The sequence below is a fragment of the Gilvimarinus algae genome, from assembly GCF_030518215.1.
In the GTDB taxonomy this organism is placed as follows: Bacteria; Pseudomonadota; Gammaproteobacteria; order Pseudomonadales; family Cellvibrionaceae; genus Gilvimarinus; species Gilvimarinus algae.
This window is the reverse complement of sequence record NZ_JAULRT010000052.1, coordinates 448,024-465,674: the sequence shown is the minus strand read 5'-3', so window position 1 is coordinate 465,674 and position 17,651 is coordinate 448,024. Positions and strand designations below refer to the sequence as shown.

The window sequence follows — 17,651 nt, the reverse complement described above, 5'->3', positions numbered from 1 at the left end:
AAGGTCGGCATGAGCAGCATTGACCACTACATACACGCGGCTACCCGCGCCAACACCCGCAAGGCCTACCAAGCCGCCGTCCAGCACTTCGAGGACCAATGGGGCGGGTTTCTGCCAGCTACGGCCAATAGCGTTGCGCGTTACCTGGTGGACCACGCCCGCACTCACTCATTAAACACCTTGCGCCAGCGGCTCGCGGGTCTGGCGGCCTGGCACCTTGAGCAAGGTTTTCCCGATCCGACCAAAGCACCCCATGTAAAAAAGGTGCTCAAGGGCATTGCCGAACTGCACCCGGCCCCAGAAAAGCGGGCCAGGCCCATCCAGTTGGTGCAGCTGACGGCCATCGTATCGCACCTTGATCAGCAGATTGCTCGACAAGATGCACACCAGTTGCCATTGCAACCGCTTCGCAACAAAGCACTTATGCTGATCGGTTTTTGGCGGGCTTTTCGAAGCGACGAGTTGGCGCGGCTCAATGCGGAGCATATCCAGGTGGAGCCTGGCTCTGGCATGGAGATTTACCTATCCCGCACCAAAAGTGACCGCTCTGGGCAAGGGCGCTATTTCAAAGCGCCGGCACTCAGACAGCTGTGTCCTGTAGAAGCCTATTTGGAATGGACTAATGCGGCACAGATCAAGCGAGGACCGGTATTCCGGGCCATTAACCGTTGGGGTCAGCTTGCGGGCGAAGCACTGCACCCGAACAGTATCATCGCCATCGTCAGATCTTGTTGCCAAGAGGCAGGCATAGAGGGTTCGGACGCGTTCAGCAGTCATTCCTTGCGCCGAGGGTTTGCGAACTGGGCCAATGATCATCGCTGGGACACGAAGTCTTTGATGGAGTATGTGGGATGGAGAGACGTTCATTCCGCAATGCGCTACATCGATGCACCTGATCCGTTCGCCCGCCTTCGGATTGGACGCGGGCCGAACGAAGCCGAGGCTTGCGGTGGTCCCTCAAACTCACCTGAGACAAAATAAGCACTTGCCATGGTAGCCATCTACCACACCGCGTACCCGCGCCTTAGGAAAGACCTCTCGCCACACGAGGTCGGGGATGTGTATACGCCGACAGACAAAGAGCTTCGCTTCGCCCAACGTCACTGTAAACGTACCAGCGCCTCGTATCTCGGATTACTGGTGCAGCTGAAACTGGTTCAAAGGCTGGGGCGCTTTGCCACACTGGGCGAGGTGCCAGACGTTATCCTCAACCACATCAGAGCTCACAGTCGTTCCCGAACATCTCGTAAGGAACTGCAGACCTATTTCGCCTCGGGCGCGAAAATTCGGCACGTCAAATTCATTCGCCAGTACCTGAATATTCGACCTTTCGATAGCGAAACAACGGGTGCTCTGGTGCGGGGCTGGGCGCTGGAGGCGGCCGCCACCAAAGAGGCATTGGCCGATATCATCAATGTCACCCTGGAGTACCTGGTCAAGGAGAAGTACGAACTGCCTGCATTTAGCGCTCTCGACCGACTATGCCAATCGGCGCGCCGAGAAGTCAATGACAGGTACTATGATCAGCTCTGCGGCTATCTGACGGCCGGAGGTCGCCAGCTCATCGGGCAAATGCTCCGATCTGCCGGTGGTGCGAGTGGTTTTGGCTGGAACACCCTGAAAAACGAGCCCAAACGGCCTACGCCTCGAAATATTCAGGCCTACATCACCTATCTGGAATGGCTGACGTCCCTGCAAAATAGCTTACCCATAGATCTGGGGTTGCCACCTGTCAAGCACCGGCAATTCATCAACGAAGCCAAGGCTCTCGATCACGCTGAACTGATGAAACTCAAGGTGAGCAAACGCACGGCACTGATGATCGTGCTGATTCGTCATCAGTACGCCCAAACCCTGGATAAGGCCGCTGAGATCGTCATCAAGCTCCTTCAGAAGATGGATCGCACGGCGGAAAAGAAGCTGGAGGAGTATCTGGCTCATCACCAAAAGCAGACGGATCGGCTCATTGCGATATTGTCCGGTACAATCCAGATATACCTGGATAAGCCCAAAACGGTGACCGCCTTCGATCCTGTGCTGGGCAAGGACAGCAAGCTGATCTTGCAGATGTGCGAACAGTACATGGCCTACGCTGGCAACAACTACCTGCCTTTCATGATGCCGCTGTACAAAAAGCAGCGAGCCACGTTGTTTCGCACGATCGAGATACTAAACCTCGCGTCGGCCACTGAAGATAAAGACCTTCTCAAGGCTTTCCGATTTATCCTCAAGCACAAAAAGCGCCGCACTGAAACCCTGTGCATTCTAAGTGACCCCGACTCCCCTTCAAGTAAGAACGTGATGAACATCCGGTGGATTCGAGATAAATGGTGGAAGCTGGTAACCGGCAAGTCCACGAAGTCTGCAACTGTTACCCATGTCAATAAACTGTGCTTCGAACTATGCGTATTCGAGCGAATCGCGGAGGAACTGAGCACGGGTGACTTGTTCATCCCTTACAGCGAAACCTTCGACGACTATCGCGAGCAAATGATCACTTGGGAAGAGTACGAGGCCGGGTTAGGACCGTACTGCGAGCAGGTCGGCCTGGTCGCCGGGGCCCCCGCCTTCACACAGGCATTGAAAAGCGCCATGACAAACTCTTGTCAGAAAGCGGATCAGCGTTTTCCGGATGACGAACTGGTTCGTATTGAAAATGGGAAGCTTGTTATTGGTAAGGCCAAAACCGATGAGCCGCCGCCCGAAATTGAAGCCATCGCTGCCTTGCTTAAAGATCGCCTGGAGAAAATTAACCTGCTTGATCTGGCCATCACCGTGGAAAAATGGCTTAATTTGAACCACCAATTCGGTCCGCTATCCGGCTTTGATTCACGTATCGACGACCCTTTTTTACGCTTCGTACTGACGTTGTTCTGCTACGGAACCAACATCGGCCCGACAGAAACGGCCCGATCAGTGAAAGGCATTTCCCGTAAACAGATCGCCTGGATCAGTCTCAAAAGAACGACCGAAGAGCGCCTTGATAAGGCCATCGCCAAGGTCAACAATGCTTACAAGAAGTATGGCCTAATTGAGTGTTGGGGCTCAGGCAACAGCGTGTCTGCTGATGGCAAGCTTTGGGACCTGTACGAGGACAATCTGCTATCCGAATACCATCTGCGATACGGCAGTTACGGGGGTATCGCTTACTACCATGTCTCCGATACCTACATTGCATTGTTCAGCCGGTTCATTCCGTGCGGTGTCTACGAGGCCATCTACATTCTCGATGGTCTCTTGAACGACGAATCCGACTTCAATCCGGATACCGTGCACGGCGACACTCAGGCGCAGTCAACGCCGGTGTTCGGGTTGGCCTACCTACTGGGCATTAAACTGATGCCTCGCATCCGCAACATCAAAGACCTAACGTTCTACAAGCCAGACAGGGAACTGGTGTTACAACATATCCAGTCGCTATTCAGCGATCCCATCCGGTGGGAGCTCATTCAGACGCATTACCCCGATATGATGAGAACCGCCATGTCGGTAAAAACGGGCAAGATCACCGCATCGACCATTCTCAGGCGATTTGGCACCAAAAACCGCAAGAATAAGCTGTACTTTGCATTTCGGGAGCTGGGAAGGGTCGTCAGAACCATGTTTTTGCTGGACTATGTTACCGACCTTGACCTGCGGAGGACGATTCAGGCCGCCACATGTAAGAGTGAAGAGTTCAACGAATTTGCGCGCTGGTTGTTTTTTGCTAACGGCGGGAAGATCAGCGCGAACCTCAGGCATGAGCAAAACAAGATTGTGAAATACAATCACTTGCTTGCCAACGTTGCGATTCTTTACAACGTGAATGCAATGACGGAGGTCTTCAACCAACTGACGACGGAAGGTCACAACATTACGCGAGAGCACATGGCCAGCTTCTCGCCATACCACGCAGAACACCTTGGTAGACTTGGCAGCTTCGAAATTGATTTGTCCAAGAAATTCAAACCAATGGCTTTCGAGCTGGAAATCGAATAACGGGAAAATGGTTTTGGATCAATCGCTTACGAGGCTAGTGGCTGAATTTTACAGTTTTACCGGCCGGACCTCCATTAGGTCGATTTTTAACCGTCCGTGAGATCCCGTTGAATGAGCGAATTCCCCGCCGATGTCAGCGACAAAAACGCCGCCCGGGTCGCTGCCGGCAAGAGGAACGTGACCCTGCGGTCCGACCACCGGGTCAATGGCACGTTAGAGAGCCAGTTGGTTATCCCCCGTAAAACGCCCCATCAGCTGAAAATCTCTGCCTACCGGGACCGTTTGCTGAAGTCCTTGAAGACTGCCCTGCCCTTGGCGTTGTTTGAGCGGTTTGATCGCCGTTCAATGGACATGCTAGATACCGTGCCAGACAACACCGAAATCGCCCGCTACAGCGATCTGTGCCAGTACGTGGAATACTGCGTGCGCATGGACTATCCGCCGCTACCCTTTGAAGGTTACGTGGTGGATGCTCATCTGTCCTACATGATGGCTGAAGGCCGCAAACGCTCGGCCATTGATCGGCGGGTGTCCAGTTTGGTGGCCTGGGCCCACGCACTCGAGCTGGACGACCCGCGCGCTTCCTTTAAGGTGAAGAACCGACTCGGCCGCATTCGCAAGATGGTGAAGAATAAACGTCGCCAGGCCGAAGGTCTGAGGGTCGCTCACCTGGAGCAAGCGCTCTCATTGTTCGACCCCGCCATTGCGCGCGATTGCCAAGACATCGCCCTACTCTTCGTTGGCTTTGAAACGCTTTGCCGTCAATCTGAATTGGTGCGCTTCGATTGGGAGGATCTGCGCATCGACTCGGATGGGTCCAGCCTATTAGAGCTTGATTGGCATAAAACCGATCAAGAAGGTGACGGCTCCTATCTGTACCTCTCTCGCAACACCACCGATTTGCTCCTGGGTTGGCAGCGTCGCAGCGGGCAAAGCTCGGGAGCGATCTTTCGCGGCATCTACTCCAGCGGCAAAATGGGTGATCGCTTGTCGGAACGAGGTGTGTCGCGCTGTTTTAAACGTACGGCCGGTCGGTTAGGTCTGGAGCCGTCGGTATTCTCTGGCCACTCCAACCGGGTGGGTGCGGCACAAGAAATGGTCGAACGGAATGTGGATTCGGCCAAGATCATGCTGTCCGGGCGATGGAAATCCATGGCGATGCTGACTCAATACGCCAAGCGTATACAGGCGAAACGCAGTGGCATGGCGGAATTAACGCAAAGACTCGAATGGGACAAGCCGAGGGAGCCTATCACTCATTTATCTCAAGATACTGAGGGCTGACATCTGCAGAATTCGAAATTTAGATGCCTTGGTGTTTTTGTGAATCCAGAGTGTCCTCGGTATCGTGGGAAGTCCACTATTCCCCAGATACATTGCAAGAGCACATGGCTCTAATGCTGCGTGACTGGGCTCAAATTGAGAAAGCCAGTTCACATAGTGTGTCGACGTTCGCTGATAACCAATGTCATCCATAAACAGAACAAATCAGTCAAAATAGCTCAAAAAAATTCTGGCCACGTTAATCCATCAACTACCTTGATTTATGAGGAGCCGCCCCAGGAGGTTTTAGAAGATGCTTTAAACGCATTGGACTAGGTTTCTTATTCGTACCATGACGAAGGATTTACCTCCAATCCTTCTGCTTCAACAGTAAAATCATCAGCATTTTTAACCTTGTTACCTCATGGTCGTCACTTTCTCATGGTCGGAAAGCAGCCAATTCTTCTTCTAAGCCTCTCGGAGATCACTAAGCACATTAAGGGTGGCGGGGCGATAGAAATTGACCTCGGGAAGTGCTTACAACTTTTGACATTGTTGACTCCACCTGTTTCCTTTATTTGTTGTGGTTTCTGGCTATTGGCCGTAGCTCTACAATAGTATTTCCAGACACTTTAGCTATCCAAAGATCCTGCCTACCAACAATCAGCACAAGCATTGTCTTGCTTCTTACCAAGTTTAATCTCCAAGAGGTTAGATCCCGTAAGGAGGGAGAGGGAATATCTTCGGGATGAGTGTGCCATTCACCGAGATATAAATGGAATCCCTCGGAAGCTTTGAATGATTGATCGACTTTCTCCTGATGGTGGGATCCCCTCCTGTCAATACTCGTTCGCGACTGGACGTCTCCTGGTCCAGGCTCGGACATATCGCAAACAACCAAATTAGATCCTCTACGCTCCCCAATTAGAACTCCTCCGGCTTCCACGCTATCAATTTTTAGTTGACGGTGCTCCAGCAGTCGTTTGACAATATGGTTTAATATTACCACTAGCTTGCCATCACAGTCCTCATATACCCAGTCTTCGTTCATGCGGAATCATTCGTTGCTTTTAGTCTTTCAGTGCCACATATTCTACACCGGGGGTTTGCCGTTAGTATCAATGGCTGCTTTGATTGATCGCCGTTAAGCATACACTCTGAGTAATTCCAATCTATTTCGTTATCAAGCAAGTTTAAAATAGACTGCAATGCAAGCGCTGCTGTTATATGGCTTACTGCAGCACTGTAAGGTGTATAAGTTCCTCCGCAGACCGCGACTCGCTCAGCCGATATATCAATAGCGCCGAATCTGATGTCGTTTTCATTTGAATAAGTTTTAGGGTCACTCACTAGGCAACCATAGCAGCAGCGGCCATCATCGACAAAAACTTTCGATGCTCGTCCATTTCCATCATTGAATGCATGAATTAATATGGGCCGCTTAGATAAATCTAAAGTTCTTGCGATATGAGCTAGACGCTTAGAAACAGGGCCTCGACCTGTAGCATCAATAATTATATCGTACTCTTCTAATTTTTTGTTGTTAATGGGAAAATTTTCCGGGAACCCTTTAATGCTTTCCTGGTTTGCAATATACGTGGAATTCACCAGATTTGCAGCGAGAGCTGTGGCTTTATTACTATTGAAATAATTACTAGGTAAAGAATGTCGGCTAAAGTTATGAGGACTTAATGTGTCTTTGTCATACAGGTGCAGACTATTTTCTCCACACCCAGCTGAATTTCTAAGTAGCAATCCAGCCAAGTATCCACCTATAGTTCCACAGCCTATAAGTGCAATTCTTTTTTCTGATAGGGTTATTCTGTTGTCTTTCTTTATATTTCGGCTAAGTAGTGCATCTCGGCTAGCGTCGATAACCTTTAGTCGCTGAAAGTTCCTTGAAGTAAGGGGGCTTGTCAGGCGACTACTTGCCTCTATTATTTTAAAAGCTTTGGATTTTCCTTTCCTAGCTTTCCATTTCTTAATAATCCCTCTAGAGATTTCTACGCTAAAAGCTAAAAGCCCCTGATTACTGACATCCAAAATAACAACATTTTTCTCACTTGAAGTTTCTACCAGCATGGTTACAAGTTGATTTCTTGCCTTCTGATCAACCTCAGATAACCACCTAACTAAATACTTTAAGTTTCCTGGCGGCCACTCTACCCCGGCCAACTTGGATGGAGAGCACTTAATGAAGTGTGTATCAGCATGCATCATATCTACTTCATCTACAGTATACCCTTGGCATGCAAGCCATTTCGCTGGTGTGGCTCTATCATTTTTGTCGTATGTTAAAAATTGATCCACTCGCAATTCTGACTTTTTCATGTGCAAAAGATGCATTGACACGTGAATTGATTCATTGACATTGCATAAAAGATACAGCTTTCCAGTCGGCTCCCAATAGGCTGAAAACTCTCCCTCAAGTTCAATTTCGTCTGCCAAACCGTTGTTTACTGCTTTGACCGCACAATTGAGAGTTTTTTGAATTTGTTTGTCTACCTGTCTATAGAGGCCCGCAAGGTTGTTAGGGTTCCAATCGGCCTCCATTTCCTCCACATAGCATAGTCCTAGTCCATAATTAATATGTGGCACCAAGCGTCCAGTATATTGATCGGGGATTTCGGTAAGTATTGCATGAGGGAGCTCTATATGAGGGTCGCCCTTGAATAATAGAGCAACCGAAAAGTCACCTCCATCTGTTTTGTATTTTTTAGAATAATGACCTTCTTCCCATAGGCCTTTCTTGTAAAAAAACGCGTTTTTAGGGAAATCCCTTGAAAATACGTAGCGAAATCCACACGTTAATAGAATTTTGTGCAATTTGGCTGACACAACTAAATGCCGCTTTTCATAGATACGCTAATTGTTTCAGGCTTCGACTCAGCATCCGGATCTTGCTGGAATGCAGCGCTCGCTGACGCAGATACAATAATTTCTGAATTTTTAACACGATCACCGAAGGCTTCACTAATTATTTTTAGAGCATCATCTTTAGTTTTTGCATTTTCAGCAGAATTTAGTATTCCTGAAAGATTTTTTATTTTATCCAATATTCCTTTTTCAAAGTCACCGTGATACTCCTTAGGAAGGAATAGAGGTTTTTCATCTGTACTATCTGGACTTTCTATTCCATTTTCAAATTCGGCAGGAAGTTTTTCAGCTAGGAGCTTTATAGTGGACCACATATTACTTTCGTCACAAGGCTCCTTATTTAGAATATTCACGCAGGCTGCCATTAAGCATATTGAAGAAGGGCCACCTACATCCCACTGTGCATCCCTCCATGCCTTCATGTATCTAACTATATACCTCAATTGAGAGCCAATTCTTGCGCAGCTTTCAGAAAACCATTTTTCTACAATTTTTGGATCACTATTTGTCCATCTTTTATCACCTTCTCTTAAGGCTAGATTTACGCTTTCTGCATCCACTTCATAGTCAATTTTTTTCTCCTGCATCCGATCAGAGAATTCAGAGTATGAAATTGCGCCTATACGCATTTCATTCATCGTACAGAATGCTTGCTCTTTTTGGATAAATTGCTCAATTGGTATTGCATACATTGGAACATCAATATGAGTCTTTTCTCTCTTAATTGATATTCGTCCGCAGGTTTGCTTGGCTTCAAACTTCCAATCTTCATTTTCACTTTCAAGGGATTTTAGTGATGCATCTACTAGCAGAAGAAGTATTGTGTGGCCTATTCTTGGCTCTCCTTTAAAGATTGTCATGGGCATATATGTGCCATCATCTATGTCCATTTCTTGTTTTGCATAATATGGACGATTCAGAGTGTCGTACTGAAAGCTTCCTTGAGTCGCGAACCTAGGAATTAGATTGTCAAATTCCATCTTTGCATCCGGACTAAGCTCAAGTAGAAGTTTTGCAAGTCTATTTTTCTCAGCTTTCGACAAGTACTGAATTTTAGTCCGGTTGAACTTTTGCTCTACCATTTCTAGCGAAAGGCTGTTCTTACCTATTTCACGTGAAATAGACTGCGCTTCCTCAAAGATCTCTTTAGTTCTTCTTCGTACGATCCCTCTTAATTTCTTTAATTCATTTTTTTGAGCTTCGCTAAGAAGAAGCTTGCTAACAAGCCCATCTTTACGATTATTAAAAAAATTGTGAAAGTCCCAGGTCATTATTAGTCCCCTACTTGCAGTCCTTGAATGGAAGGGCCTTCTTGTCAAAGAAAGCCCTTAGTGACATATTTTTTGTGAACTCTTCTGTTGCCTTCTGGCGCCCCCTGCCGGATAGATTCCTTAAAGTGCTTTCGGTGGCATTGTCCAATGTAATGTCACTTGCGGCCTCGTTTGGTATCATGTCATCAATATAAAGGTAATTGTCTTTGGCGTCATGGAGATATAGATCACGTTCAAGCATATTTCGATGAAGTATCTGATTGGCTGTCATGGTAGCCAAAACCAATCGCTTCCCTCCCCCCCAAAGACCCAAGTAGCCACTATTCCTAGATAATAGAGCTTTTGGGCTGATTGTATACTCTTCGCCCAGTGTCCCAATGTTTAGTATATGAACATCCGAATAATCGGAGTTTGGGAAGTCCGATCTCATATCTCTGAAGACCTCCAGCATTCCAATGTAGCTTGGGTTGTTGGCCACTAAGCCGCCATCAGCAAAATAGGCTTTTAAGTCTTCACAGTAATGTGGTTTGAAATACACAGGTGCAGCCGAAGTTGCCATAGCTGCATCCACTAATTTTAATTTTCCATCTCTGTTAAACTTTGGATTGTGAGGAGTTTTAAAGAATTGAGGCTTGCCTGTGGACAAGTTAACTGCCGGAATCACAATTCTTCGGCTTAGATCATTGAAGGTCGTCGATGGGCCTACCATATCCTTTACTGCGTTCTCTAAAGGAGCGCTTTTATATAAAGGTCCAACTGATCCCTTAAGCATGTATCTCCACTGAATAAACCAGCCACGTAATTCGGGGAAAATTATTGGAGCTTTCTCATGGAAGATACTTTCTAAGTCGCGGGCTGACTTTCCTGCTGCCAGCCCCAACGCAAGTATCCCGCCAATTGATGTGCCGGTAACTAAGTCGAAATAGTCGCCAACATTGGCATTATCGCCCCCAGTGTTGGCAGCAATAATACGCTCAATTTCAGCTAATACATTGATTGTATAGAGCCCGCGAACCCCGCCACCATTTAGACTAAGAATTCGAACTCTTTTATCTATCAATCCGGAAGCAGAATTGTCCATAAACAAGTGTCCTGAGCCTATAAATAGGTAGTACATAAGGGCAAAGTCTGGTTATTCAATAGCCAAAATGACGATTTTTTTCATTTTTTGTGAGGCGGGCAATAGAAACTCTACACATTCAATTAAGCCGCATCCTTTACGCCCGCGCAAATCACTGAGATTAGCCCAAATAATAGCCGATATGCACTTTCGGACTCTTTAGGCAGAGACCCAGGTCACTGCTTACCCCTCTTCCGCTTTTCGATGGGCTTTCCTTTCTATGTATAACTTCTGCGCCGCCCCAAACGTATCTATGCCGTTGCAATCTCTTTGAATTAGATTCAGATCCACGAACCCTTGAGTAGGCGAGTTTGTCAGATAGTGCCCTTTGAGTCGACTTCCAGCCTCAATTAACTTCAATTCGGCGGCGCCGGTGATGAGTTTTCGCTCCTTCGGTTTGCGAATATAGAACTCGTACATGTAACGCAAGTGCACCGTACTATGTTGATCATCAACGGATAAGGCTTCCATCAAGGTTTGGCTCTCTCTGTTCTCAGTGTACGATAGCAGAGAATAACCTAGGTACGTTTGCTTGATTACAAAAGCAATTGGAATAGCATTCGAACTATCACTGCTACTAGTGTCGTAGTTAGTATATAGACTACCAAACCACACACCGTGAATAATTGGCCTACCTGACCAACGCGCCAAAAACTCGACCGTCCATGGACGCCGAAATGCCCACACCGAAGCTGCAATTGCCCAACTAACACTAGAAGCTAAACCTAGGGTTAGAGCTTTTAGGCTGTCATCTCCAAAACCGAATTGACGTACCAACCCAACAATACCCCCAATTGTTATGGTGGTGAGGGTGACGAAAAGTAGGGCTTTTTTAAAATCATTAATAGAAAGAGCAATATTCGCCATCTATTCAATCTCGTTGCATACATCAGTTCCATTACATAGCAAATGAATTTTACCTTGTCTCGATACAAGACCAACACATACTATACCGGGAAGAATCGATGCTAACGCGGCGGACATAAATCGAGCACCCGCACCATTAAATTTACTCGCAGCATCATGCGGGATTGGGGGGGAGATGAACTGCGATATATGTGTTATTTTCCATGATTGCACATCGATAAAGTGGAATCCATCATGTAGAGGCGTGAGCGTCCTTGAAAGTGAAGTCACGATAGACGCTATGTCATAACCTCTGATTTGAGACTTGGGTAGGCCGCCAGGTCCTAAGCTCATTTGCAAATGAGGCAGTTTAGACAAGTCGCCATAAAATAGTAAACCTGCGCCAGAAAAGTCTTCGCGTCTATTGCTAGCAATAGTTGCAAGCAAGTCTAGTACTTGATTATTAATTTGAGAACGAATTGCCGGGTTGTCCAAAACTGCATACACCGATTTTTTTGTAAACAATGGAGCCTCACCTGCAAACAAAGGAGAACAAAAAAACATAAGTTAATAATCTAGTGCTAGCTCAATGAGCGCCAAACTTAAACAATCTGAGGGTTGAAATCTTCATCAATAACATCATGCTTGTCAGTGAAAATCTACCCCGTCCAAAAAATGCACCCCATCGAAGGTCAACACGTTGGTGTAGATCTCGGTGGACTCGACGTTGCGGTGCCCGAGCAGCTGGCTGACATACTTGAGCGGCCGGCCATGCAATAGCAGGTGAATCGCAAACGAATGCCGAAAGGTGTGGGCGCTGATGGGAAACGGCGCGCCCCCTACCCCGTCAATCAATTTATGAATGTGCCGGTTGACCGTCTGCCGACTGATCGGGAAGACCCGCTGCCCCTGCCGAAATTGCCCCAAATACAGATAGCTCTGGATCCGAGACTGCAGCCCCAGGTCAAGGATGGGGACATCGCGCTTGGCGGAGCGTTGCAGGGTCCGCTTGGACGGCCGGGTCGCTGCTTGAGGGTTTTCAGGACCACGCCGTAGTCGAAGCCGTCGTCCTTGAACGAGCTGGGGGTCAAGGCCAGCACCTCGGAGACGCGGGCCCCGGTGGTCCACATCAGGTCCAGGATCAGCCGGTCGCGTGGGTGCTTCTCGGCGGCGAGCAACCGCAGCACTTCGGGTTTGAGCAGGTAGGCTGGCATGGCGTCGAGGGTGTCGAGCAGCACCGGGCGTTTCGCCTCGAGTCGCTCCCAGTCGATCTGAACGGACTGGATGGGGAATCGGACCGCGGGCGGCTCGACGGCACGGAACAGCCGCTGACGGCGCTCGGCGACGCGTGGCGGTAATGGCTCGTCTGAGGGGGTGTGTTGCACCATTTGCCCAGTTCCTTTGGTACGCGTGAGCGGGGGTTACGCCCGCCCGAATGGCACAAATCTACACCCAAACACCGCGTGGCGCAAACGGTGGCGGACCCCCTGCCCGTGTGCACCAAACTATGGGTAACGGGTGCAAACGGGCGGTCATCCGAGGCATCCGGTGAGGCGCCGGGGGACGATACCCGGGGCCTTTATACCGGGCGGCGCTAAGCGCACTGTCACTAAGAAAAACATCGTCTAAAGTCACGCATCGCGCAGCGCCGGATTCAGCGTGATCAGAAAATTGAACGCAATCAAGAGCTTAACGACTGGTCGTTTTAGGATCGTTATAACATCATGAAATCTATGAGGTTTTTCCCCTGAAACCGGCGCCTTGCAACCGTCACAAAATGGGTCTTGTATAAATAATGATCAACGCTGAGGCCGCCGGCCTCCCTCGCAGAGGGCTTCTTTCGGAGGACGTTGGATGATCAGAGACAGGGTAAATGCGCCATGAAGGGGATTCTGTGGGCCGACGACGATTGGGGGGAGCGGATGCTGGGCGCCAATGCACGGATCCGTGCATTGGACCAATCGCTCATCGAGGTGTTGTGGGAGGTGTACAGCACCCCACCCCACCTTTCTCTGTCGACACTGAACGCGTATCACTCGATGAAACTCGAGGGCCTGGACCCAAGGACGGCCAATCGCGCATCGCCACTGTTTGATGCATCGCGCGCAGCCCGCGAGGGCGTGAGCTTGCTCGCCACCCTTCACTCCCTGGCTGTGCTGCAGGTCCGAAGCATGGTGACACCACCGCTAGCGTGTGGCAGCTGGTTCACGGCGGCCGAGGTGCGAACAGCCGCCTTGCGGTGGTCCCACCAGCTCGATCGGGAACACGAGCTGCTGCTCAATGAGGGGCGGTCTGAGGCGTTCGGCGCACTCGGGAACCTATCGCTCGCGGGTGAGGGTCTCGTGCCCACCCGCAACGCCGGCGCTGCGCAGGTCATGGCGTTTCATTTCGACCTGGTGGCGTCGAATCCGGACCGTCCATTGGTCAGATTGTTTGCACGCTGGTACGCGGAGATGTGCCTGCGATCGATGGGAATACACAGTTGTGGCATCTGGGGACTGGGTAAGGTTCTCGTGGCAGGTGCACGAGACGTCTACGCATGGGATAAAAAAGCCCCGAGCTTGCAGCGAGCGGCCCTGCACCGCTCGGTTCTGCAGGTGCTGGGGCAGATGACGGCGCAACTGAAGTGGCATCTGCAACGTCAGGCGAGAACACCGTGAACGGCACCGGCCACCCGCCAAAATCCCGCGCCTACGTCGCCAAGCGCACCCTGTGCGCAGCCCCCCAGCGTGTGGTCTTCACTTTGCAGGTCGAGGAGCAAATAGGGAGGGCAGCATGATCGCACGACAGGTGCAACACCCACAAACACTGGCGCATCTGGGTGTGGTCGAAACACAGACCCTCATGCCGCAGCAACAAAAAACAAAACCGCCATTACTCAAAAGCGCCAATCTGTACATCCGGACCTGTGTGAAATACCCCCTGCGGGCCTATTTTCACAGTTATGAAGAGTACATTCACGGCCTGTGGCTCGAAAGTGACCCGCACGTCATCGCCTTTATACCGCAGCCCTATACGTTGTACTGCGACCACAGACTTTACATTCCAGACTGCCATGTGCTCACAGACAGGGGGATCCGGGTTGTCGAGATCAAGCCTCTGGGGAAACCCATGTGGCCGTCGCCTCAGCTGCTGGAGACCTTCTTCGCCGAGGAGCGGATGGCGTTTGAGTTACTCTCCAATGACGCGGTCATGGTGCATGAGACCACCGCGCTGCGTTGGCGTCGCCTGGTACAGGTGTTGGCCAGCAGTAACGCCCGTTACCTAGACACCAGCGTTGAAGAGGCACAATTGGTAGCGGAGCTCACAGCCTCGCGAACGGCGGTACTCGGCGACATTCTGAGTCCGTTAAAACGCCCGGCGCACAGTCGAACGGAAATTGCTCTGTACCGACTGATCCACCGCCACGCCATTCATGTGGATCTCGATGTTCGCGCGCTGAGTTACGACTCTCAGGTGTGGATATGACCAGTGCATGGCGATCTCGGCTGCAAGACGACCCATCGTTGCGGGACACGTCGAGGTGGCCACAAGTGGAATACCTGGCGGTTACGCCCGACCAAAAGCGCATTTTGTCGCGCAATCTGATCATGGTCACCAAAGCACTGGAAGGACAACCACTACGCGCCATTGAGCGTGAACACAAAATGGCCAGTGGACGATTGTCCCATCTGTTGAACCGATGCCTCGGCGGCGACCCGCACGCCCCCCCCGCATTGATGCTTGGGCTGATCCCAGGAATACACCTGCGACAAGGCCAACGACGCACGCCCCTCGGTACCGTGAGCCAGCAAACGGGCGATGCGTGCGCGTTTCGACATTTACTGAAAACGGTGGCTGGCCTGAGCGAGCACCTGGACCATTTAATCAACGGCCACCTCAAGCAGTCACGGTGCGGCATCAATCTACAAGTCAAAGACTTTCACGATGGGTTGCTCGCCTACCTCCGTGCAGCCAGCTGGCGAGCACGGTCTATCCGTTTAACCGGCCAACACGGGGTTACTACGCCGCACGGAATTACCTCATGAAGCGTATACCTGCGCTGCTTGATCAAACTCAGCCTCAGCCTCTCACGTTACCAGAAGCGCGTCCGATCGCAGTCATGGAGGAAATCGAAATTGATGAGCACAAGGTGGATGCTGAAAGCGCGGTTCAGCTGAAGCTGTGCGATGCCTGGGAAGCGCATCGTGTCTCTCGGTTTACGCTGTTGGCGGCTCGCGAGGTCAGCACAGGGTGCGCACTGGCGTTTCATCTATGTCTTTCCCCTGCCGCGGACAAAGGCGATTTGCTCGCGCTGTTCAGCAAAATGATGCATCCGTGGCACATTGAGCCGTTCACCACGCAAGGCATCGAACAGGATCCTAAGGGCGTTATACCTAAAGACATTGCGAGTCTGTACCAACGCGCCAGCATTGGCGTGGTTCGTTTGGATAACGCGTTGATCCATCTGGCGGAGCGCATCCTGTATTACATCTGCGACATCCTCTGTGCAACCTTAAACCTAGGAGTGCCGGGACAGGCCTTGGCTCGGCAATTGATCGAAGTCACGTTTCGCGATCTGAACATAACCGTTCACAACCTACCCTCAAGTTCAGGCAAAAACCCTGCGGACCCTCGTAGAGAGTCACGTAAAAATCGAAAAAGCGCCCCAGAAGTCTCGCTGAGAACCCTTGAGGAAATGATTCAGGCGCGCATGCTGAGCGCAAACGCTCGCGAACTGGCGTGTCTGGGCGGGCAAACGCCCGTCGAGGCGCTCGTCTACGGTCTCCGCCACGGTTGGATCCCCCTGCACAGTCCGGATGTCGTATCAAAACGTGATCCTCTACTAATGGAGGAATGGGTGTCAGTGCACAATGATCACCAGGATACCTACTGCCCGTACGTGGTGTTTATGCGCAGCAAATACCGCAATCCGGGCGTTATTCCCAGAGCGCTGGTCGGCACAAAGGTACGAATCGAGTATCCGTACGACGACGTCAGAACCCTACGGGTCTACACAAAAACCGGACAATACCTGGGGGAGCTCTTTGCGCCCAAATCCTGGCAGCGTTTTGTGCACGGCGTCAGAACCAAGAAGTGCATCAATAAACAGATCGATAAGGGAGGCGTTACCCGAAAAAACCCCTGTACCGACTACCTGAACTTTGTGCTGAGCAAACGCAAATCACCGACCTACACCCTCGAGCTCGTGCGTATCGCCCGAGAGTTCGGCCTCGATCTTTCCGTGCGAGACAAAAAGCGTCGGAAAACCAAGCCGAAAAGAACTTCACGGCCGCCACGCCCTCAGCCATCACACACCAAGCCCACCGACGAGGCCAGTGTTCAAGTCCCCGATTGGTTTTTAGGGTTACACGAGGATGAGCAATGACCAGAGACCTACTGAACATACTTATTGACACTCCCAAGCTTAATGCGGCACACGCGAAAATCAAGCAATGGATTTTGTGTCGATTTTCCGGCGCACTGATCATCGGCGAAAGCGGTGTAGGAAAGGCCGTGGCGATCAATGTTTTTCCAGACACCGTCGAGGACAGAGACGGTGACCTCATTCATGTCTATAAATCGATCGTCGGAAAACACGACAAGGACATCAATAGAATCGTGTACGAGGGGATTGGTGAACTCGCGAACCTCAATGTGGGAAGTCGCACAAAGGTCAATCGAGTCCTCTCAGGCCTGGTCAGTTTCTTTTCAGACGTTGCCATGCATAACCGTGCACGTCAGGTTGGATTGTTTGTCTATGGGGCTCACAAGTTAACCCTGCACCAATTGCAGGTGTACTCGGACCTCTACAGCAGGCTAGCGGCAGAGAGGGTGGCGCTAACGGTAATTTTTGTCGCAAATCAACGCGAGTTTACCGGGCTTGCAGAGGATATACAGTCTGGTGAAAACGAAGAGATCCATGAACGACTGTTCCAAGACGCTCACCAAATGGAGGGCATTCAATCCGAGGAAGAGCTGCGCGTTGTCCTGAAATTCTTTGATATCCCGCTACACCAATACGACGTTCACTCATCCATACTGTACACCCTCTGCCCTCGCGCAGAAGAAGCGCACTTCCAGCTGTCCTCCATGGCCAGCATTCTCTGGTCAGCCTGGGTGCAGAATTACGGCGACCCCTTTGGTCAACGCAGCTGGTTGATGTCGCGCTTTACACGAACCATCCGCATTATCCTGGGGGACTACTTTCCTCGCTATTGGGAAAACAGTCCAAGCGTGCTTCGCGACATTTCCGAAAAGGCACTCAAAGCGGCCGGCAACGCACCGGGCTTAAGCGCCGTTTTTGGTGAATAATG

16 protein-coding genes are annotated in these 17,651 nt (G+C 50.5%); 8 read left to right on the top strand and 8 right to left on the bottom strand.

Going from position 1 to position 17,651, the window contains the following annotated elements:
* Window positions 1–9: 9 nt before the first annotated feature.
* The 3 genes from QWI16_RS09455 (at window position 10) to QWI16_RS09445 (ending at window position 5,262) form a co-directional block, all read left to right on the top strand.
* The gene (locus QWI16_RS09455) at window positions 10–981 is read left to right on the top strand and encodes a site-specific integrase (protein WP_068810566.1); all 972 of its coding nucleotides are present in this window, start codon (window positions 10–12) and stop codon (window positions 979–981) included.
* A gap of 9 nt (window positions 982–990) precedes the next feature.
* Window positions 991–3,978: a Tn3 family transposase gene (locus QWI16_RS09450; RefSeq protein WP_302712644.1), complete on the top strand. Its 2,988-nt coding sequence runs from the start codon at window positions 991–993 to the stop codon at window positions 3,976–3,978.
* A 111-nt stretch (window positions 3,979–4,089) separates the two neighbouring features.
* Complete coding sequence (locus QWI16_RS09445; RefSeq protein WP_302712643.1) at window positions 4,090–5,262, top strand: tyrosine-type recombinase/integrase; 1,173 nt, start codon at window positions 4,090–4,092, stop codon at window positions 5,260–5,262.
* Between the two features lie 553 nt (window positions 5,263–5,815).
* Here QWI16_RS09445 and cap3 read toward each other — a convergent pair.
* The 8 genes from cap3 to QWI16_RS09410 form a co-directional block, all read right to left on the bottom strand.
* Window positions 5,816–6,292, bottom strand: a complete 477-nt coding sequence (cap3, locus tag QWI16_RS18735) for a CBASS system CD-NTase/cGAS isopeptidase Cap3 (protein WP_368045290.1) — start codon at window positions 6,290–6,292, stop codon at window positions 5,816–5,818.
* Window positions 6,289–8,079 carry an E2/UBC family protein gene (locus QWI16_RS09440; RefSeq protein WP_302712641.1) on the bottom strand — a complete coding sequence of 597 codons (1,791 nt, stop codon included), beginning with the start codon at window positions 8,077–8,079 and terminating at the stop codon, window positions 6,289–6,291. The genes cap3 and QWI16_RS09440 overlap by 4 nt, the downstream gene beginning before the upstream one ends.
* Before the next feature lie 2 nt (window positions 8,080–8,081).
* On the bottom strand, window positions 8,082–9,389 hold the full coding sequence (locus tag QWI16_RS09435; protein WP_302712639.1) for a CBASS cGAMP synthase: 1,308 nt from the start codon (window positions 9,387–9,389) through the stop codon (window positions 8,082–8,084).
* 10 nt (window positions 9,390–9,399) lie between these two features.
* Complete coding sequence (locus QWI16_RS09430; RefSeq protein WP_302712638.1) at window positions 9,400–10,470, bottom strand: CBASS cGAMP-activated phospholipase; 1,071 nt, start codon at window positions 10,468–10,470, stop codon at window positions 9,400–9,402.
* Window positions 10,471–10,692: 222 nt separating this feature from the next.
* Window positions 10,693–11,376: a hypothetical protein gene (locus QWI16_RS09425; RefSeq protein ID WP_302712637.1), complete on the bottom strand. Its 684-nt coding sequence runs from the start codon at window positions 11,374–11,376 to the stop codon at window positions 10,693–10,695.
* Window positions 11,377–11,880 (bottom strand): hypothetical protein, encoded by a 504-nt coding sequence (locus QWI16_RS09420; RefSeq protein WP_302712636.1) that lies wholly within the window; start codon window positions 11,878–11,880, stop codon window positions 11,377–11,379.
* A gap of 123 nt (window positions 11,881–12,003) precedes the next feature.
* On the bottom strand, window positions 12,004–12,282 hold the full coding sequence (locus QWI16_RS09415; RefSeq protein WP_302712634.1) for a tyrosine-type recombinase/integrase: 279 nt from the start codon (window positions 12,280–12,282) through the stop codon (window positions 12,004–12,006).
* Window positions 12,207–12,743, bottom strand: coding sequence for a site-specific integrase (locus QWI16_RS09410; protein ID WP_302713178.1), 537 nt, complete (start codon window positions 12,741–12,743; stop codon window positions 12,207–12,209). Before QWI16_RS09410 ends, QWI16_RS09415 begins: the two co-directional genes overlap by 76 nt.
* A gap of 492 nt (window positions 12,744–13,235) precedes the next feature.
* On the opposite strand from QWI16_RS09410, the gene QWI16_RS09405 reads away from it, so the two are divergent.
* From QWI16_RS09405 to QWI16_RS09385, 5 genes are all read left to right on the top strand, one after another.
* Window positions 13,236–14,015 (top strand): hypothetical protein, encoded by a 780-nt coding sequence (locus tag QWI16_RS09405; protein ID WP_302712632.1) that lies wholly within the window; start codon window positions 13,236–13,238, stop codon window positions 14,013–14,015.
* A gap of 115 nt (window positions 14,016–14,130) precedes the next feature.
* Entirely contained in the window at window positions 14,131–14,823 is a 693-nt protein-coding gene (locus QWI16_RS09400) for a hypothetical protein (protein ID WP_302712630.1), read from the top strand.
* Window positions 14,820–15,383, top strand: a complete 564-nt coding sequence (locus QWI16_RS09395) for a hypothetical protein (protein ID WP_302712628.1) — start codon at window positions 14,820–14,822, stop codon at window positions 15,381–15,383. Before QWI16_RS09400 ends, QWI16_RS09395 begins: the two co-directional genes overlap by 4 nt.
* A complete protein-coding gene (locus tag QWI16_RS09390) occupies window positions 15,380–16,723 on the top strand; it encodes a hypothetical protein (RefSeq protein ID WP_302712626.1) in 1,344 nt (447 codons plus the stop codon). The genes QWI16_RS09395 and QWI16_RS09390 overlap by 4 nt, the downstream gene beginning before the upstream one ends.
* Window positions 16,720–17,649, top strand: a complete 930-nt coding sequence (locus QWI16_RS09385; protein WP_302712624.1) for a hypothetical protein — start codon at window positions 16,720–16,722, stop codon at window positions 17,647–17,649. The genes QWI16_RS09390 and QWI16_RS09385 overlap by 4 nt, the downstream gene beginning before the upstream one ends.
* Window positions 17,650–17,651 lie beyond the last annotated feature (2 nt).